Annotated in this window: 17 protein-coding genes, 1 tRNA gene and 1 pseudogene; 4 read left to right on the forward strand and 15 right to left on the reverse strand. The window is 52.9% G+C overall.

Going from position 1 to position 17740, the window contains the following annotated elements; genetic code table 11:
* Nucleotides 1–180 precede the first annotated feature (180 nt).
* From Q4551_RS12570 to Q4551_RS12585, 4 genes are all read right to left on the reverse strand, one after another.
* Entirely contained in the window at nucleotides 181–699 is a 519-nt protein-coding gene (locus Q4551_RS12570) for a DUF523 domain-containing protein (protein WP_303434195.1), read from the reverse strand.
* A 10-nt stretch (nucleotides 700–709) separates the two neighbouring features.
* A complete protein-coding gene (locus tag Q4551_RS12575) occupies nucleotides 710–1507 on the reverse strand; it encodes a methyltransferase domain-containing protein (protein WP_303434196.1) in 798 nt (265 codons plus the stop codon).
* Nucleotides 1508–1509: 2 nt separating this feature from the next.
* The gene (locus tag Q4551_RS12580) at nucleotides 1510–1998 is read right to left on the reverse strand and encodes a YaiI/YqxD family protein (protein WP_303434197.1); all 489 of its coding nucleotides are present in this window, start codon (nucleotides 1996–1998) and stop codon (nucleotides 1510–1512) included.
* A gap of 72 nt (nucleotides 1999–2070) precedes the next feature.
* A complete protein-coding gene (locus tag Q4551_RS12585) occupies nucleotides 2071–2649 on the reverse strand; it encodes a hypothetical protein (RefSeq protein ID WP_303434198.1) in 579 nt (192 codons plus the stop codon).
* A 149-nt stretch (nucleotides 2650–2798) separates the two neighbouring features.
* Here Q4551_RS12585 and Q4551_RS12590 point away from each other — a divergent pair.
* Nucleotides 2799–2945 (forward strand): annotated as a pseudogene (locus Q4551_RS12590) (IS3 family transposase); the annotation flags it as partial.
* A gap of 192 nt (nucleotides 2946–3137) precedes the next feature.
* Here Q4551_RS12590 and Q4551_RS12595 read toward each other — a convergent pair.
* From Q4551_RS12595 to rpsU, 7 genes are all read right to left on the reverse strand, one after another.
* A complete protein-coding gene (locus Q4551_RS12595; protein ID WP_303434199.1) occupies nucleotides 3138–4280 on the reverse strand; it encodes an XRE family transcriptional regulator in 1143 nt (380 codons plus the stop codon).
* On the reverse strand, nucleotides 4277–4888 hold the full coding sequence (locus Q4551_RS12600; protein ID WP_303434200.1) for a hypothetical protein: 612 nt from the start codon (nucleotides 4886–4888) through the stop codon (nucleotides 4277–4279). The genes Q4551_RS12595 and Q4551_RS12600 overlap by 4 nt, the downstream gene beginning before the upstream one ends.
* 236 nt (nucleotides 4889–5124) lie before the next feature.
* Nucleotides 5125–5201, reverse strand: a tRNA-Ile gene (locus tag Q4551_RS12605).
* Nucleotides 5202–5365: 164 nt separating this feature from the next.
* The gene (rpoD, locus tag Q4551_RS12610; protein ID WP_303434201.1) at nucleotides 5366–7183 is read right to left on the reverse strand and encodes an RNA polymerase sigma factor RpoD; all 1818 of its coding nucleotides are present in this window, start codon (nucleotides 7181–7183) and stop codon (nucleotides 5366–5368) included.
* Nucleotides 7184–7398: 215 nt separating this feature from the next.
* Nucleotides 7399–9330, reverse strand: coding sequence for a DNA primase (gene dnaG, locus Q4551_RS12615; RefSeq protein ID WP_303434202.1), 1932 nt, complete (start codon nucleotides 9328–9330; stop codon nucleotides 7399–7401).
* A gap of 122 nt (nucleotides 9331–9452) precedes the next feature.
* Nucleotides 9453–9899 carry a GatB/YqeY domain-containing protein gene (locus Q4551_RS12620; protein WP_303434203.1) on the reverse strand — a complete coding sequence of 149 codons (447 nt, stop codon included), beginning with the start codon at nucleotides 9897–9899 and terminating at the stop codon, nucleotides 9453–9455.
* 30 nt (nucleotides 9900–9929) lie between these two features.
* Entirely contained in the window at nucleotides 9930–10145 is a 216-nt protein-coding gene (gene rpsU / locus Q4551_RS12625; RefSeq protein ID WP_303434204.1) for a 30S ribosomal protein S21, read from the reverse strand.
* Between the two features lie 250 nt (nucleotides 10146–10395).
* Here rpsU and tsaD point away from each other — a divergent pair, with 250 nt between their 5' ends.
* From tsaD to folK, 3 genes are read left to right on the forward strand one after another with little or no spacing between them, the layout of a single operon-like run.
* A complete protein-coding gene (gene tsaD / locus Q4551_RS12630) occupies nucleotides 10396–11457 on the forward strand; it encodes a tRNA (adenosine(37)-N6)-threonylcarbamoyltransferase complex transferase subunit TsaD (protein WP_303434253.1) in 1062 nt (353 codons plus the stop codon).
* Complete coding sequence (folB, locus tag Q4551_RS12635; protein ID WP_303434205.1) at nucleotides 11450–11803, forward strand: dihydroneopterin aldolase; 354 nt, start codon at nucleotides 11450–11452, stop codon at nucleotides 11801–11803. Before tsaD ends, folB begins: the two co-directional genes overlap by 8 nt.
* Nucleotides 11803–12324, forward strand: a complete 522-nt coding sequence (folK, locus tag Q4551_RS12640) for a 2-amino-4-hydroxy-6-hydroxymethyldihydropteridine diphosphokinase (RefSeq protein WP_303434206.1) — start codon at nucleotides 11803–11805, stop codon at nucleotides 12322–12324. The genes folB and folK overlap by 1 nt, the downstream gene beginning before the upstream one ends.
* Before the next feature lie 16 nt (nucleotides 12325–12340).
* On the opposite strand, the gene Q4551_RS12645 is transcribed toward folK, so the two are convergent.
* The 4 genes from Q4551_RS12645 to Q4551_RS16255 form a co-directional block, all read right to left on the reverse strand.
* A complete protein-coding gene (locus Q4551_RS12645) occupies nucleotides 12341–13570 on the reverse strand; it encodes a multifunctional CCA addition/repair protein (RefSeq protein WP_303434207.1) in 1230 nt (409 codons plus the stop codon).
* A 144-nt stretch (nucleotides 13571–13714) separates the two neighbouring features.
* The gene (traF, locus tag Q4551_RS12650; protein WP_303434208.1) at nucleotides 13715–15325 is read right to left on the reverse strand and encodes a conjugal transfer protein TraF; all 1611 of its coding nucleotides are present in this window, start codon (nucleotides 15323–15325) and stop codon (nucleotides 13715–13717) included.
* A gap of 392 nt (nucleotides 15326–15717) precedes the next feature.
* Nucleotides 15718–17514, reverse strand: coding sequence for an FAD-binding protein (locus Q4551_RS12655; protein WP_303434209.1), 1797 nt, complete (start codon nucleotides 17512–17514; stop codon nucleotides 15718–15720).
* Nucleotide 17515: 1 nt separating this feature from the next.
* The gene (locus Q4551_RS16255; RefSeq protein ID WP_368501395.1) at nucleotides 17516–17731 is read right to left on the reverse strand and encodes a ferredoxin family protein; all 216 of its coding nucleotides are present in this window, start codon (nucleotides 17729–17731) and stop codon (nucleotides 17516–17518) included.
* Between the last annotated feature and the right edge of the window lie 9 nt (nucleotides 17732–17740).

The following is a 17740-nucleotide window of genomic DNA, read 5'->3' on the forward strand; positions in this document are numbered from 1 at the left end:
CTCGTAGCTCAGCTGGATAGAGTACCTGGCTACGAACCAGGTGGTCGGAGGTTCGAATCCTCCCGAGCGCACCATTTCAGAAAAATCCTTCGAAGCGTCCGCTTCATGATCAAATCCCCTGCTATAAATATTCATGCTTAACCAACGGCAACCTTCGTCGTCGTACGGCTTTTATATCAATCACACTCTTTCAGAACCCAGGCACTGCTGCTGTTGCACCCACTCTAACAACTGCTCAAATCGTTCCGGCGGAAAGCAGACAATGCCATGCTGTTGCAGCAGCGCAGCGGTGATGCCGCTATAGGGTGTCAACTGCTTGCTGAATGAGCCATCGTAAGTACTGTCGGTGCCACAGGAAGGAGAACGTGATGCCAGTAACGCCGCTTGTACGTTATGGGCCTGGGCATAAGCCAGGGTTTGCCGAGCGCCCGCCAGAAACGATTCAGTAACGTCGTCGCCACTGCATGTCAGCACTCGGCGCTGGCCAGCCAATACCTGCGTACCATCACCGCCAACGATTTCCGCCGCCGGTCGTGGGGTCGGCAAACCGCCAGCCATTTCCGGGCAGACCGGTATCAGCCATCCCTTGCGCCGCCACTGATCAAGCGTCGCGTGGTGGAGGGCCAGTTTGGTGGCGTTGTCGGCACCATCATAGCGGACGGGCTGACCGAGCAGGCAGGCTGATACCAGAATATTCATGGGTTGATTATCACCGAGTGGTACGTCTGGCCATTACATGGATATAACGACCGAACAGGCGATAGGGATCTTGCAGGCCAAATTCCAGATCGGCCTGATTAACTGCCGACTGGCCAATACGGTCACGGATTTTCTGGTGCATATGATCGTGGATGCAGCGGATGCCACGCCAGCGGACAATATCAAAACCACCCGCTTGCAGCTTATCCATCACCTTGTCTGGGTCGAGAGGATGCTGGGGTGCATTGCCTTCCTGGCGCAGCCGATCATTGGAGCCGTCCGGAGCATGGGTACGGCCGTTCATAAGCTGACGCCACTGATGACCATGGCGGTTGTAAAACATCAGCGAGAGCCAGCCGTTGGTTGCGACCTTGCTGGTGATGGCCTGCAGTGCATCGTAGGGCTGTTCCAGCCATTCCAGTACCGCATGGTTGAGTACCAGATCAAACTGACCAGGAAACCGGTCTGAGGCTGACTGCAGGGAGCAACAGGCACTGTTGAGCGGCAGGTTGTCGGCCGCAAAGCTGTGTTTTGCCTGCGTCAGCATGGTTTCGGAAATATCACACAAATGGATCGCCGCCCCTTGTCGGGCCAGTTCCAGGGCAAATTGCCCTTGTCCGCCACCGAGATCCAATACCCTGGCGTTGGGTAGCGCGATCTTCAGGTCGGCAAAATCCTGTCGCAGGGCCGCCAGGCGCAGCTGGCCTTTGGGGGTGTCGTAAATCGTTTTGCGAAAGCGGGCAGAGATATCATCAAAATTACGATCAGGTGCCAGTTTGTCACTGACTGTTGGCGGTTGAGTACTCATTATCAGCTCTGTGGGCGCACCATTTTTTTCTGTTTGGCCAGCCAGCGATCGAGGCTATTGGCAAACGACTGTTTGTCACGTTGATCAAAGGCAGAAGGCCCGCCACTCTGAATACCGCTGGAACGCATGGTTTCCATAAAGTCCCGCATGTTCAGCTGTTGACGGATGGTTTCGCGGCTATAGGGTTCGCCGCGAGGGTTCATGGCATCCACCCCCAGCTCCATGATTTCTGCGGCCAGCGGAATATCCTGAGTAATCAACAGATCACCGGGACGAGCGCTTTGCACAATCGAGTTATCGGCGACATCAAATCCGGCGGCCACGGTACGGCTGTGGATCCACTCCGATTTGGGTAGCGGTAGCGTATGGTTGGCAACAAACCAGATATGCACCTGTGTGCGCACAGCGGCTTTACAGAGAATATCCCGGATGGCTTTGGGGGCGGCGTCGGCGTCAACCCAGATACAGGCTGGTTGTGGCAGGGTGTTCAATAGAAAAATCCGTTCAAGACAGTATTGCTTGCAGCACCCATCGTTCTTGGTGGTGATGGGCGTGCTCGCCGGTTAAAGGTGGTCGACTGTATGTACCAATGACATGTTAAGCCATGACAGTGGAGGCTTGCATTTACCATCGAGCGTGTCGTTGTGGTTATCAACCAGAGCTGCCGAGACCAAACGATTATCCGGGTTCATCAGGTTAAATCCAAAGCGGCTTTGAAAGGCTATGGGGTAGTCACGATGACCGGCGTTATTCTGGGCGCTGGCGACAGGAAACTGGGTAATGGAGCCAGCCAAGGCTTTATACGTATCGCTGCAAGGGCCGGGAGAGCGGGCCATATCAATGAGCCAGCCACTCCAATCCTGATTGTTGTGGATACCGAAAGCAGCACAATGGTCGATGCCCTGTTTTGCATCCGGGCAAACTCCCCAGGGGATTTGCAGTTCATCCAGCCGTGTTTCCCATAGATGGTTGCTGGCAGATAGCACAACAAACAAGGGTAGCTCACTGCCGATAGCGGATTGCAGTGCTGATTCCAGCTCAGGCAGAGGCATCAGGCTGGCAGATAAATCATTAAGACACGCGGCCTTGTTGGCGACTAATACGATACCGGGAGAAGACATACGATGACGTCCCTGATTCAAGGGCTTAAACCCTACTACAGAGATGGGAAGTGGTAAATATATAACCGTATTGTTTGATCCAGCGCCGTAGAGCAGCCGGGCCAACACCAGGCGCTTGGCAGGCCTTGTGGTTGGGGGCTTATTGATAACTCAAGCTTCCAGAGGGATTAGGCTATCGCAACCTGGCCGAGGCCAAGAAAGATGTTGGTGGTTATCTGATGGACTACTACAACCGGCAGCGACCTCATACATTCAACGACGGTATTTCGCCCGTTGCAGCTGAGGAAAACCTTAAAATGCTGTCCGGAATCAGTTGACCACTACAATCACTCCGGTCGTGATCTAGCCCTCAACGCCCAGTTCGCTGGGCGTTGTTGTGAATGCAGAACGTATAAGCTCAGTTAAGTCGTTCGTGTGGGTTAATTGGTTGTTTTTGTTTGTGCTGCTTGCACCTTGTGAAGTGAGTGCAAGCAATATGTAAGCAAATGTAGATTACCGAGACCGCACTTTTACGTGTTTGACCTCAAGGTCTTGTACGCCCCAATGCTTGTAATATTCTCAGGAAGATTCAGCTCGGTCAGAATAGGGAGCAATGAATTTTCTGTCTGAGTAAGGCTAACTAAAAACTCTGCTTTCACTCCCAGCTCGTTTAACAAGCCTCCAAACGTTTTACCGTAGGATTGCAGCAGTAACGTTAAACTGGATGGTAGTAACTCTGGCAAGTCGAGAGGGATTTTGTCGTCATAGAATTCCTCCTTTGTTTGCCCTGTCTTGCTAAAATGGATATTGGCAGTTCGATATTGTGACGGGGTGATCAGGCCATACTGATTGAGTCTATAAACAATCGCTCTGGCGCTAATTCCCCACTTTACTTTTATCGAATAAATGGTGTTCCAATCTATCCTTGTTTTGCTTCTGCTTGTGTACTCGCGAATTAGAGCAGCGCGAGGAAGTAAAAAATGGCTGGCAAAATGATCCGCTTGTGATTCTGTATCTCTATCACCTGTCTCAACGCCATCGTGGCCGATTATGTGTAACATTTCGTGGCCAATATCCATTCGGATTCTTGGCGTATTCTTTGTTGTGTTCAGGATGATAATTGGACGCCCTCTGTTTAAGGAGAGGGCGTCAATTTTTTCAGATATATCACCAAAAGTTGAGACAATAGCGCCAGCATTTTCTGCAACGCGGATCATGTTTTTTATTGGGCCATCACCCAGCTTCCAATATTTTCGGCATTCAATACTAGCGGATTCAGAATCAGCAAGAGACGAAATTTCAAATTGGGGGAAGTTCACCTTCGGTAGATCAAGATATGCTTCCAGTGTCTCGATTAGCTTGTTCATCATGGTGGCGCGTGCTGCACTTTCCCGTCTTGATGAAACAAGAGTCGTTTTTAATTTTCTAAAGTGACATTCTTCTTCTTTAACTTGGTTCCCAAGCGGATAGCAGAAGAAGCTCGAATCGACACGTAATTCATACGCGAGGGCATCAACTAAATCTTTAGTTGGCACTTTTTTATCGGTGGTCTCAAGTTGATGGATATACTGGCGAGTTGTGCCCACTCGCTCACCTAACTCATTCAGAGAAATGCCCGACATAAGCCGGGCAATTCTTAAGTTATCACCGTTGAATAAAATTCTATCAGTCATTCGTCGCGCTCTTCTGAATCAGATGCTTTGTCTTTTCTTGTTTTTGGCAAAGATGCAGATGCTGGCGGCAACTCTACTGGTTCGCTCTCTGTAGTATTTATAGCTACCAGATTAGTAGATATATCGAAGATTGGCACCGTGCGTGATGCCACTACTTCACCTGACTCGCTCATGCCAAAAAATTCTATGTTGGTGGTCGTGCCTTCAAGATCCGTTTCAACTGCGTAAACCCAAACGAGTTTTTCGGGTATTGGGAGATCATCAAATAGCATGGAGTTTTGACGTAACTCTGGATGGGACTGCGCCCTGCTGCAAATGTTGTTCTTGGGTTTTTCTGCCATGCCTTTGTAGAAGCTAAACTGCACACTGCCGATTTGAGCAATAAAGCGAAGCGATGGGTCGACCACATTTAGCCACGGAATGCTTTCTGCCTGATTCTGAATTTCACTGCAAATCCAAGCATGAGCTCGGCAACCTGTACTCCAGCCATTATCTCTATCTTCGACGGAATCCAAATTTTCAGCTCTGACCCTTGCAATCAGCTGGCCGATATAGTCAATGCGTTCATCAGTAAGGCAGGAATGTATTTCAGAAGGCTTTTTGATCATGTGGCAGTACCCATCTATGGCAGTGAAGGTGTGATCATGATATGGGCTATTTGTGGTATTTGTCAATCTGATGTTAATTTGTAAATCAGAGGGCGGTTTGTCAACTTGATGATAGCAATATCGCGTTGGCAGATTTTGTCAGTTTTACTTAAAAGTAAGCTCATGTAAGCGGGGCGAATGTTTGTTTATCCAGAAAATAAAAAGCCCCGGAAGCCTTACGGCTCGGGGCTTTGATATGGTGGGCCTTCCCAGACTTGAACTGGGGACCTGCCGATTATGAGTCGGATGCTCTAACCAACTGAGCTAAAGGCCCTTCTGATCGAGGTGTGCGGTCGCACGCCTCTGGTTGCTGCCATAACTGTAACTGGCAAAAACAGGGCGCTGATTATAAATTGGCGCTCGTGACTATGCAAAGAGTAGATATAAAAAAACCGGCGCAAAGCCGGTTTTTTTATATCACGCTGGCCGATTACACGACTATTCGTCGATAAAGCTGCGCAAGTGATCTGAGCGGCTGGGATGACGCAGCTTGCGTAATGCCTTCGCTTCGATCTGGCGGATACGCTCGCGGGTCACGTCAAACTGTTTACCCACTTCTTCCAGAGTGTGATCGGTGTTCATATCGATACCGAAACGCATACGCAGCACTTTGGCTTCACGGGCCGTCAGGCCAGACAAGACGGAGCGGGTCGCTTCGGTCAGGCCATCGTTGGTGGCAGTATCCATCGGAGACTCGGAATGCGCGTCTTCGATAAAATCACCCAGATGCGAATCTTCATCGTCGCCGATTGGCGTTTCCATGGAGATAGGCTCTTTGGCGATTTTCAGTACTTTGCGGATTTTGTCTTCTGGCATTTCCATTCGTTCTGCCAGTTCTTCCGGCGTTGGTTCGCGGCCCATTTCCTGAAGCATCTGGCGGCTGATACGGTTCAGCTTGTTGATGGTTTCAATCATATGTACCGGAATACGAATGGTGCGTGCCTGGTCGGCAATCGAACGGGTGATTGCCTGACGAATCCACCAGGTGGCGTAAGTCGAGAACTTGTACCCACGACGGTATTCGAATTTGTCGACGGCTTTCATCAGGCCGATGTTGCCTTCCTGAATCAGATCCAGGAATTGCAAACCCCGGTTGGTGTACTTCTTGGCGATCGAGATAACCAGACGCAGGTTGGCTTCCACCATTTCTTTCTTGGCGCGGCGGGCGCGGGCTTCACCGATGGAAACGCGACGGTTTACTTCCTTGATTTCCGGGATGCTCAGGCCAACACGGGTCTCAACGGCTTGTATTTTGCGTTGGGCACGGAAAATATCGAGCTTGTAGGTGTCGAGTTTTTTCGAGTAGGGCTTGTTAGAGGCGATCAGGCCTTCAATCCAGTCATGATCAACTTCGTTGCCCTGGAAAAACTTGATGAAGTCCTTGCGATCCATCCCGCACTTGCGCGTCATCATCATCATGATCTGACGTTCCTGGGTGCGAATGACGTGCAATGATTCACGGGCAGCGACGACCAGTCGTTCAAAGTACTTGGGCGACAGCTTGATCGGCGCAAAGACAGAGGCCAGTTCAGACAGGGCCGTTTCGGCTTGTTTGCTGGCGCGGCCATGTTTTTCAATCGTGGCCAGCACTGCTTCGTTGGCGTCGTAGATTTCTTCGAAGCGACGGTTAACCTCGGTCAGGTCGATACCACCGCTTTCTTCGTCATCGTCGTCATCGCTGTCTGAGTCGTTTGTTTCTTCGACTACGGCATCAGGGCCACTTTGTGGGCCGGGTTCCGGGTCTTCATCGGAAGGGTCGATAAAGCCGTTGAAGATATCACCAATGCGGTTCGGGTCCTGTTCGGCGTCTGCAAATGCCTTGAGGATGGTCTGTACAGCGCCCGGGTAATAGGACAGTGCTGACATCACTTCGCGGATGCCTTCTTCAATACGCTTGGCGATAACAATTTCGCCTTCACGGGTCAGCAGCTCAACGGTGCCCATTTCGCGCATGTACATACGGACTGGGTCGGTAGTGCGACCAACATCGCTTTCAACGGATGCCAATGCAGCAGCGGCTTCTTCAGCGGCAGCATCGTCGGCAGCATCGTTCATGAACAGTGCTTCGCCATCCGGTGCCACTTCTGATACCGGAATGCCGATGTCGTTGATCATGCGGATGATGTCTTCAACCTGATCCGGGTTGGCAATGTCATCTGGCAGATGGTCGTTCACCTGAGCATAGGTGAGGTAGCCTTGCTCTTTACCTTTGGCAATGAGTTCTTTCAATCGGGACTGTTGGGTATTCGCAGACATAGGGGCCCTGTGATCCGTTGGTATCAGGCGTGGCAAGAAAAGCGCCGAAGTATATCTTTTTGACCGGTTTTAGGCCAGCACCAAGGGGATGGGTTCCATCCGGGCTGTGAATAAAAATATACAACAAGGACTCTTTGTGTTGAGTCGGGGCATTTCTGATACGACTTATCCATATGGGGGTGAATGTTTGTGTTTTCAAGCAGCATAGACCGGATCTAACGCTGATGTGGGTTGTTCAGGTAAATATCGCCACGTCCGGCGGTGAGTTCACGGCGTTGGCGTTGGTAGGTTTTCAGCTGTTTTATATCGTCGGCGCTCATTTGGCGGCGGCTTTCCTTGTGCTGGTAGCGTGCCAGTAGTGACTGGTATTCACGTTCCGTCTGGCGGGCACAGAGGCGCTTGATGGCATTGCCAACTTCGGCAAGAACGGGTCTGACCGGTGTTTCGTTGTGGTTGGCCAGGCGAGTCAGCTCGGTGTGGAAGGGGGTGCCTATCCATTGTATGAGTAGTCCAACGCTGCTGGATTGTGGCGATTGATGCAGCTTTTTCATAACTTCCAGCAAGAGTTGTTCGCGCTCGGTGAGGGGCTCAAAGTCGACGGGGTCCAGCTGGCTGGCGAGTGCCGGATTGCGTATCAGGGCGGACAGTGCGCGTTCCACTGCCGCTACCATGCGTTGGCTGTCGCTGGCGGAACTGTTGTCGGAACCGCTTTGACCAGTCTGGTTATTGTAGGGGTGGCTGGTATCGGTGGTGTCATCATCGAGCCAGGCGGGCACGTTATCTGAGTGTGGATGGCGCTCGATTGCTGGCTGGTGATTCTGGCTGGCAGGTGGCGTGTGATCGTCATCGGCGCTGTTGATTTTGTTCATTGCCCGGCTTTGCACGCCCAGCTGTTTTTCCAGTTCAGCGGTCATCAGGTCGCGCAGGGTGCCACGCGGGATCTTGCTGATCAGTGGCGCGGCCAGTTGGTCCAGTCGTGCTTTGCCATCCAGGCTGTCGAAGTCGACCTGTTGTTTGAGGTGATCAAACAGAAACTCTGGCAGATGGCGGGACTGGTTCAGGCGCTGTTCGAAGGCTTCTTTGCCTTCCTGTCGTATCAGGGTGTCCGGGTCTTCACCATCGGGTAAAAACAAAAAGCGGGCTTGCAGGCCATCTTCAAGGATGGGCAATACGGTTTCCATGGCCCGGGCAGCGGCGGTGCGACCAGCGGCGTCGCCGTCAAAGCAGAAAATCAGTTCGGGCACCATTTTGAACAGCCGCCGCAAGTGATGCTCGCTGGTAGCGGTACCGAGGGTGGCAACGGCGTAGTGAATTCCGTATTCGGCCAGGGCGACAACATCCATATAGCCTTCGACGATCATCAGGCGATTCAGTTTCTGGCGAATTTTGCGGGCTTCGTAGAGGCCATACAACTCTTTGTTTTTCTGGAATATCGGCGTTTCCGGCGAGTTGAGATATTTGGGTTTTTCGTCGCCCAGCACGCGGCCACCAAAGGCGATGACGCGGCCACGGATATCCCGTATCGGGAACATGATGCGATCGCGGAAACGGTCATAGCAGCGGCCGTCGTCTTTTTCGATCAGCATGCCTGATGTGATCAGTTGTTTGATATCGCCGGGAGTGTGGCCCAGAGCATCGAGCAGGTTGTCCCAGCCGGGCGGGGCATAGCCAATGGCAAAAAACTTGGCTGCCTTGCCGGAGAGGCCTCGGCTTTTCAGGTAATCGACGGCGCGCTGGCGCTGGCCATGCTGACGTAGCTGGCGACTGAAAAAATCACTGGAGTGAGACAGTTGGCGATACAGGGGATCCTGTTCTTGCTGCTGCCGTACCATATCCTGGCTTTGCTGGTCGCGAGGGACATCCAACCCGACACTGGCGGCCAGTTTTTCGACGGCATCAGGGAAGCTCAGGCCGTCAAATTCCATCACAAATTTCAGCGCACTGCCGGAGGCGCCACAACCAAAACAATAGTAGAACTGTTTCTCGCGGCTGACGGTAAACGAGGGGGTGTTTTCATTATGGAAAGGGCAGCAGGCGGAGTAATTTTTGCCGGCCTTTTTAAGCTTGACGCGACTGTCTACCACATCGACAACGTCGGTGCGTGAGAGCAGTTCATCAATAAATGCTTGTGGTATCCGGCCCGCCATCGATTATTCAACCCGTCGACAACTACACCTGCGGTATAGCGTAAATAAAGATAGCAGAAAACAAAAAACGCCACTGTAAAAAAGTGGCGTTTTGACTCTGGCGTTGGTGTCTGTCCAGCCGCTTAACCGAGTATGGCTTTCACCATTCGGCTGACTTGCGCCATATCTGCGCGGCCTTGCACCTGTGGTTTGAGGATGCCCATAACGTTACCCATGTCCTGCACGGAGGCAGCACCGGATTGTGCAACGGCATCAGCAACGAGCTGGCTCAGCTCATCTTCACTCAGAGCTGCTGGCAGAAATTCGCTAAGCACATCAATTTCGAATTGCTCAACGGCTGCCAACTCATCGCGACCTGCTGCCGTATACTGGGCAATAGAATCGCGACGTTGTTTGGTCATCTTGTCGAGAATAACCAGAGCCCGGGCATCATCTACGTCGATGCGCTCGTCCACTTCCACTCGTTTGAACTCAGCAGTTAATAATCGCAAGGCGCCCAACCGGTCTTTCTGTTTGGCACGCATGGCGTCTTTTACAGCTGCTTTTACCTGTTCAACCAAAGTACTCATGATGGCTCCTGTTGTTATTCAGAACAAAAATCAGTACAGGCGAACCAGCTTGCGTGATTCACGTTGTACTTTTTTCAGATGACGCTTGACGGCAGCGGCAGCCTGGCGTTTACGGATCCAGGTTGGCTTTTCGTAGTGTTCACGACGGCGTACTTCAGACAGTACACCGGCTTTTTCACAAGAGCGTTTGAAACGACGCAGAGCGACGTCAAATGGTTCGTTTTCTTTAACTTTTACAGCGGGCATCCAATCACCTACGTTTTAGCTGAATTCTTTTGTCGAGGCCGATGATTCAGGAAACTCCTGCACGGACCCCAGTTAGAGGGCGGGCATTCTAATGTTTTTTGCAGCGGAATGCAAAGCCCTGACGGTCTGTTTGGTTGGCTTTCGATCAACTGGGCCGTATTATGGGCGGCTTGGCTGTTGCTGCAAGATATTCTTGGTGGCGGTCGACCAAAATCAGGAGCAGGTGAATGAACGTGTTGAAGGGTGTGGCGTGATTGTATTGGGGCTGGAAACGTCTTGTGATGAAACCGGTATTGCCGTTTACGATACCCGCCGTGGATTACTGGCGCACCGGTTGTATTCCCAGATTGCCGTGCACGCGGAATATGGTGGTGTCGTGCCGGAACTGGCTTCGCGGGATCATGTTCGCAAGGTGATGCCACTGATTCATGAAGCGCTGGCGGAGTCCGGTCTGGTGGTAAACGATCTCGACGGCATTGCCTACACATCGGGGCCTGGGTTGGTTGGAGCCTTGCTGGTTGGGGCCTGTTTTGGCCGCAGCCTGGCCTGGGCGCTGGGAAAACCGGCGATTGGCGTTCATCATATGGAAGGCCATTTGCTGGCCCCCATGCTGGAAGATAATCCGCCGGAGTTTCCGTTTATCGCCCTGTTGGTCTCGGGTGGCCATACCCAGCTGGTACAGGTGGACGGTATTGGTCAGTATCAATTGCTCGGTGATTCGCTGGATGATGCGGCTGGAGAAGCGTTCGACAAGGCGGCCAAAATGATGGGACTGCCTTACCCTGGCGGCCCGGCTCTGAGTCAGCTGGCGCTGGCCGGTGACGACAAACGTTTTACGTTCCCGCGGCCAATGACCGACCGGCCTGGTCTGGATTTCAGTTTCAGTGGTTTGAAAACCTTTACCCGTACCAAAATCCTGGCGATGGCTGTCGATGGTGTATTGGCAGAACAAGACAAGGCTGATATCTCTGCCGGGTTTCAGGCGGCAGTGGTGGATACCTTGTCGCTGAAGTGCAAACGGGCGATGAAACAAACCGGTATCAAGCGGCTGATTATTGCTGGTGGGGTCGGTGCCAATACCCGCTTGCGCCAGCAGTTGCGAGATACCGCGGAAGCCATGGGCGGAGCGGTGTATTACCCCCGTCTGGAGTTTTGTACCGATAATGGTGCCATGATCGCTTACGCCGGAGCACAACGTTTGGCGGCGGGTCAATCTTCAGATTTGGCGGTGGCGGTTGTTCCCCGTTGGCCTTTGGTTGATTTACCGGCTGTCGCCGGAGTAACAGCAATGGAGATCGCCATCGATGGATAGAGTGTTTATTGAAGGCCTCAGGGTGGACGCCGTCATTGGTGTATTTGAGTGGGAAAAACAGGTTCGCCAGCCGTTGGTGTTTGATTTGGAAATGGCCTGGGATATTCGTCAGGCCGCGGTGACCGATGATCTGGCGTTTGCCCTGAATTATCAGGCGGTTACTGAATATATCGAAGGGTTTGTGCGTGAGCAGCACTTCCAGTTGCTGGAGTCGTTGCTGGAGCGCTTGTCTGACGGGTTATTACAAGAATTTGGCATGCCCTGGTTGTCGATCCGGGTAGAAAAGCCGGCAGTGGTGCCGCAAGCGCGGGCTGTCGGGTTAAAAATTGAGCGAGGAGTCTTGTAATGGCGGTTGTCTTTCTGGGGATCGGTTCCAACCAGCGGCCAGAAGAAAACATCGTGGCTGGCTTGGTGGCACTGGAGCAGCAGTTTGGGCTGGAACAGGTGTCGCCCTGGTACCGCTCACCAGCCATGGGGTTTGATGGCCCGGCGTTTATCAATCTGGTGGTCAAGATCTCGACCGATTTGTCGTTACAAGCGTTGGGGCGTGTGCTCAAGCAGCTGGAGCGGGATTTTGGCCGCGCTCCCGATGCGGTGAAATTTTCATCCCGTACGCTGGATGTGGATGTGTTGCTGTACAACGATCTGGTTGGTGAATACGAAGGCCATTCGTTGCCGCGTGGTGATATCCGTCGCTGTGCTTTTGTGTTGCGGCCGTTGCTGGATATCGCACCGGACCTGAGTTGCCCATCGAGTCATCAGCGGTTTGACAGTTTTTGGCCAGCATTGGCCTTGCAACCGCTGGAGCAAATCACGCCGCCGGTGGATGTCGAAGGGCGAGTGCCCTGTTTCAAGCAACCTGCCTGATGGCTAAGATCAGGCATCACGATGCCTGATGCGCTTTCCAGTCTTCCAGGTGGGTTTTTCTGGCGGCCGCCAGTGCGGGTCGAATAGCGGCTCCGCTAATACCGGTGGCGATAATGTCCTGGGCGCTGATGGTCAGTACTGCTGCCAGCGCGCGTTGCAAATACTCCACTTGCGGGTAGTCGCAGTCTTCAAAACCGGTTCGGCCTCTGGAGTCCGCCTTGGCAACCAGCAGCAGTTGCTCAAACCGCTCCCGCCGACGCCAGACATCCACCCCATCGAATAACTTCAAGATGGTTTCTGGTCGTAATTCCAGTGCCCGGTGCACATGGGTGTGCCATTGACTGGACAGCAAGGATAACTCGGCAGCATCTTTTGGGGTTTTCAGGCGTTTGGCCAGTTGCTTGGCCGGCTTGATGCCTCGTGTTTCGTGGCCAATATGGCGCGGCCATTCTGCTGGTGCGGTCAGGGCTTTGCCCAGATCGTGGGTCAGAGCCGCCCAGCGGACTGCCACCAGGCTGGAGAGACGTGCTGCCGCGGTGAGTGACATCAGGGCATGGATGCCGCAGTCGATTTCCGGGTGATGCTGTTCCGGTTGTGGCACGCCAAACAGGGCGTCGATTTCCGGGAACCAGACCGCCAGTGCGCCGCAGTCACGCAGCGTTTGAAAATAGACCGCAGGCTGGTTTTCTTGCAAGGCGCGTTGGGTTTCTTGCCAGACCCGCTCTGGCACCAGGTGGTCTAGCTCACCGGCTGCTACCATGGCGCGCATCAGGGTTTGGGTTTCGTCGGCGACGGTAAAGCCCAGGGATGCAAAACGAGCGGCAAAGCGTGCGACCCGCAATACCCGCAAAGGGTCTTCTGAAAACGCCGGAGAAACATGGCGCAACAGCCGGTTGTGCAAATCCTGTTGGCCGCCATAAGGGTCAACCAGGCTGCCATCTTCTTGCTGCGCCATGGCGTTGATGGTGAGATCCCGTCGCAGCAAGTCTTCTTCCAGTGTAATGTCGGGACTGAAACGGCATTCGAAACCTTGATAGCCGTTGCCGGACTTCCGCTCGGTGCGAGCGAGAGCGTATTCCTCGTGGGTGTCCGGGTGCAGGAATACCGGAAAATCGGCTCCGACCTGTTCATAACCCTGGTCGAGCAACTGTTGTGGTGTTGCGCCAGTCACAACCCAGTCGTGATCTTTTACCGGAATGCCCAGTAGTGCGTCGCGGACGGCACCGCCGACCAGATAAGGCTGCATGATGTTGGTTATCCTGAACGAGTGGGTTGTCTGGCTTTGCTTGTCTTGCCAGAACGACAAGCATAAAAAACGCCAGCGGGCTTGTCACCTGCCGGCGTTTTCGGGTTGGTGTGACACCCCTGTTGGGCGTGTCAGGCCGAGGTATTAAAAGTAAAAACCGGTTTCCAGAGCGATGCCGGCTTCTTTTTCAACATCGTTGGGGTTGGCCATGGCGGCAATATCGATATGCACGCCAAAGGGCGAGAAGCCGAAACCGATCGAGGCGACTTCGGCATCGGAGACACTCAGGTTGGTGCGGTAACCAGCCCGCAGCTGCAAGGTGTTGTAGATATCAAATTCTGCGCCGACAGCGACATATTGCGTGGGGTTTTCCCAGGCAACCGGGTCGTTTTCGGTGAGATCAACGTCCAGGGCGACGGTGGTCCAGTTGCCATTAAAGGCCAGGCCTGCGCGGAACTGGGGGTTAAGGGATATTTTTGGCCCTGCCAGAGTGGTTGAGTCTGCTGAGCCGCGAATCACCACTTCCTTGGCTTGATAGGTTTTGCCAATCAGGTTTTTACCAACCAGACCAAATACCCATTTGTTGGTGGCTCCAAAACGGAAGGAAGCCCCCAGATCGACGTTGAACTGGTTAAAGGTTTCGGAAGCATCTTCCAGATCCTGTTCGTCGATATCACCTTCATAGTCGGCTTCTGCGGCATAGTGAAGCGTGATAACGCGTTGGTATTTCGGTGTGATACCAATGGCCACTTTTTTGTCCCAGATGCTGAACTCCCGGGAAAAGGAAATCCCGAGGTCAGAGACAGCAACACCCACCATTTCCAGATAGGAGTCCATGTCGGTATCTTCGGCTTCAGAGCTCAGCTGGCCATTTTCGATGATACTGATATCACCGGCTGCGGTGGAGATGCTGTCGGATGTGTAGTTGCTGGTATTTTCGGCTTGAGTGGTAATCCAGTCGAGATCATCTTCTGTCACATCACCGTTCTCGGCATCGTTGAGCAGCGCGTCGAAGTCGGTGCTCAAGGCGTCGGCATCGTCGACGTAACCACTGGCGGCATCACCATAGCCGTTAATCAGGTTGTTATCGTTCGAGCTGTAGCCAACGCGGCCAGAAAAGGTCACGTTGGCAGACAAGCTGATGGCCGCGGCAAAACGTTTGCTGGGCAAGGCAATGGCGGCAGAAGTGCCCAGACGGCCACTGAACGGGTTGCCGGAGATAGAAGTCAGATCACTGGTCAGCTGGTCTGTCAGGCTGTCGACCTGTTTCAGGTCGTCATTGACGGTGTCCAGAGCACTTTGCAAGTTGTTGTTTTTGGCGCGTAGTTCGGCGATGGTTTCATCGACATTATTGACATCGTTTGCGCTCAGGCTGTCGAGTGCGTCGTACAGGGCCTGGGAGGCATTATCCAGTTCTTCCAGGTGCTGATTGAAGTTGTTATTTTCGGCGTTATCAAACAGAGCTTCAAATTCAGGAATCAATTCGTCATTCATGTCGATGAAGGTATCGTACATTTCTTCTTCATCGGCGATGGAAAGTCCGAGCTGTGGAAACAGGATGGCAAAATCATCATCGTGTTCGGCTTGTGATAGCAGCGAGGGGTTGTAGGCCGGCGCGTGCGCACGTTGGGCACTGGCAACACCGGTATTACCCATCGCAAGCCCTCGGGCGTCCATCGGCAAGAAAGGGGTTGCCTGAACACTGGCTGCACCCAGTGTGGCAATGGCTATAGCAAGCAGTGAGCGTGTCATCATATCCGGGTCCTGATATTGATCTATGTGATAAAGCGATTGATGCGTATTACTTCACGGCCTGATCAAGCTTGATCTTTTTCTCGTCAATGGGTATTCGCTGCCTGGTATGACGAAAATAGAGTCATAAAAAAGTCATCTTTTGTCGGCGCTGTAAAGTTCCGTAATGTTAGCGATTTTTTTTTACCCTTGCACGGCTATTGCTGGATAAGCAGGCTACTGGCTCATTTGGCACTGCAGACAGAACAGGGGAGGAGGTAAGGAGGAGGTTGGGAGCAAAGAAAGTACCTGCAGCTTGTTTGAGCAGCTGCAGGGTGGTGGATCAGGGGCAGAACATAACAATATTACGGAATAATGAAACCAATGATGCGATTATGGTTCTTTATTGGTTGCTATCATCCGTTAGCGACAGGGTTTGCCGGGAAATTTGGCCACATATCAAAAGGCTGTTTTTCGAATAGCATCTCACCATCCGGGCCTTGTTCTATGTTGATCCAGGCCTGCCAGTTTTCTTTATCGACTTCCGGGTAGTCGAGGCGGTAATGGCTGCAGCGGCTTTCGGTACGCATGATCGATGCCTTTAATTTCATTTCGGCAGTAATAATCATGTTTTCTGTTTCATGAGCAAGACGTAATGCATGTAAATCCTCAGCCATTAACATCGGACTGTGGTGGTCTCGCAGTTCTTCGATGTAAGCCAGAGCGGCTTCCAGTAAACGGCCTTTTTTAATATATAAAACGAAATTCGGAATCATGATTCCCTGCAGAACCTGAGTGACCCAGGCCGGGCTGTAGCCCCGCTCACGCAGCAATGGAGCCAGGATTTGCTCGGTATTGTAGCGCTGGTTGGCAGCGCTGATCGGATTGTGTGGCAAGGTTGCACTTTGTTTGGCGGCTGCTTCACCGGCAATGGCTCCCTGCACGGCTGAACCGGCCAGTGACGAGCCAATCTGGGTGTAGATGCCGCCCGACATATAAGAACCCAGCGCATCACCGGCAGCATACAAACCTGCAACGGTACTCAGGCCGGTTTCATTTATGGGAACCAGTCCTTCGGATTTGTGAATGGCCATGCCGGCACTGGAGCCTCCCACCTGTTCGCCACCCATACCCGGAGGGCCGGAGGGTCTGCCTTTACCAAACAGCGCTGCCAGGCCGGGCTCTGGTGGTGGCATGGGCGGGCGACGGTCCGGGTGCCTGAATGCGTCGGGTATCCATGGGCCACCACTCAATTCGGTGTCTGTTTGGGCTCCGGGGGGTGCCATGGTGACCGGAGCACCCAGATTATAGGCTTGATAATTGAGGTCAACGCCGAGATCGTGGTGTACCTCAATACCCGTGGTGGATGGCTTTTCTTCAATTTGACCATGCCAGTTGTCATAACTGGAGCCTGAATTTTGGGCGGATCCCGGGTGGCCATCGTTCCATTCCTTGCCGGTGATCTTGGCACCAATCTTATAGGCCATGATACTGCCGTCATGGGTCAAGTCGCAGACCGGAAAGCCATTGGGCTTGAAGCCACCAGAGCCGGTACACAGCACAACGGTTTTGGCGTGAAAGTGGATGATTTTGGGGCTGTCGAGACTGAAACCGGAGGCTCCCACAACACGACCATCCTGCTTGACCAGATGGGTAATCATGATGCGTTCGTGCAAGGGAATGCGGCGTTCTTCGATGGGCCGCATAAACGACTGGTTGTACAGGGGAGAATCAAAGAATCCCCAGGCTTTTAATTCCTGTACCCGATCATAAGAGTGTTCAGCCATTTGGCGGGTAAATACCGGATTGTTGGTATCTATGGCGGATTCCGTTACTTTTTCTACGAACTCATCCAGGCTGATCTGGCTGTTATGCTTGTCGTAACAAAAAATACCTTTGGCAAAGGGCGTCAGGCCGGAGCTGCCTAGGCGGCCTTTCGATACCATGGCGACCGTGGCCCCGGCATCATGTGCCTTGACGGCGGCAAAAAGGCCAGCCATTCCGCCACCAATCACCAGCACATCGGTGGTCTGGTTGTCGGTGGTGAATTCGGCGGATTCGATTTTGCGTTTGTTGATGGTTGGCGGTTGCCCCAGAAAATGCTGACCCAGCGCATAGCTGCCAATGGCTGCGCCGACAGCACCGCCGGTGAGGCCGATAAATTGACGCCGGGATAATCCGCTTTGCCCGGCTTGGGTGCCTTGCTTGCTCATGTTATCTCCAGGAAACCATAACAGGGATGCTTTTTTCCGGCGTAATGGTGATTGCTCCGACCGGACAATACAGGCGACACAAATGGCAAATCTGGCAGTCTTCTGGATAAGCGATCACGGCCTTTTTGGTTTCCTGATCCAGTTTTATCACATCGGTCGGACAGCTTTTAATACATGACTCGCAACCAATGCAGCCAGAAATCTGATGAATAGGCATAATGAAACG

Source organism: Oceanobacter sp. 5_MG-2023 (genome assembly GCF_030548165.1).
Taxonomy (GTDB): Bacteria; Pseudomonadota; Gammaproteobacteria; order Pseudomonadales; family Oceanobacteraceae; genus Oceanobacter.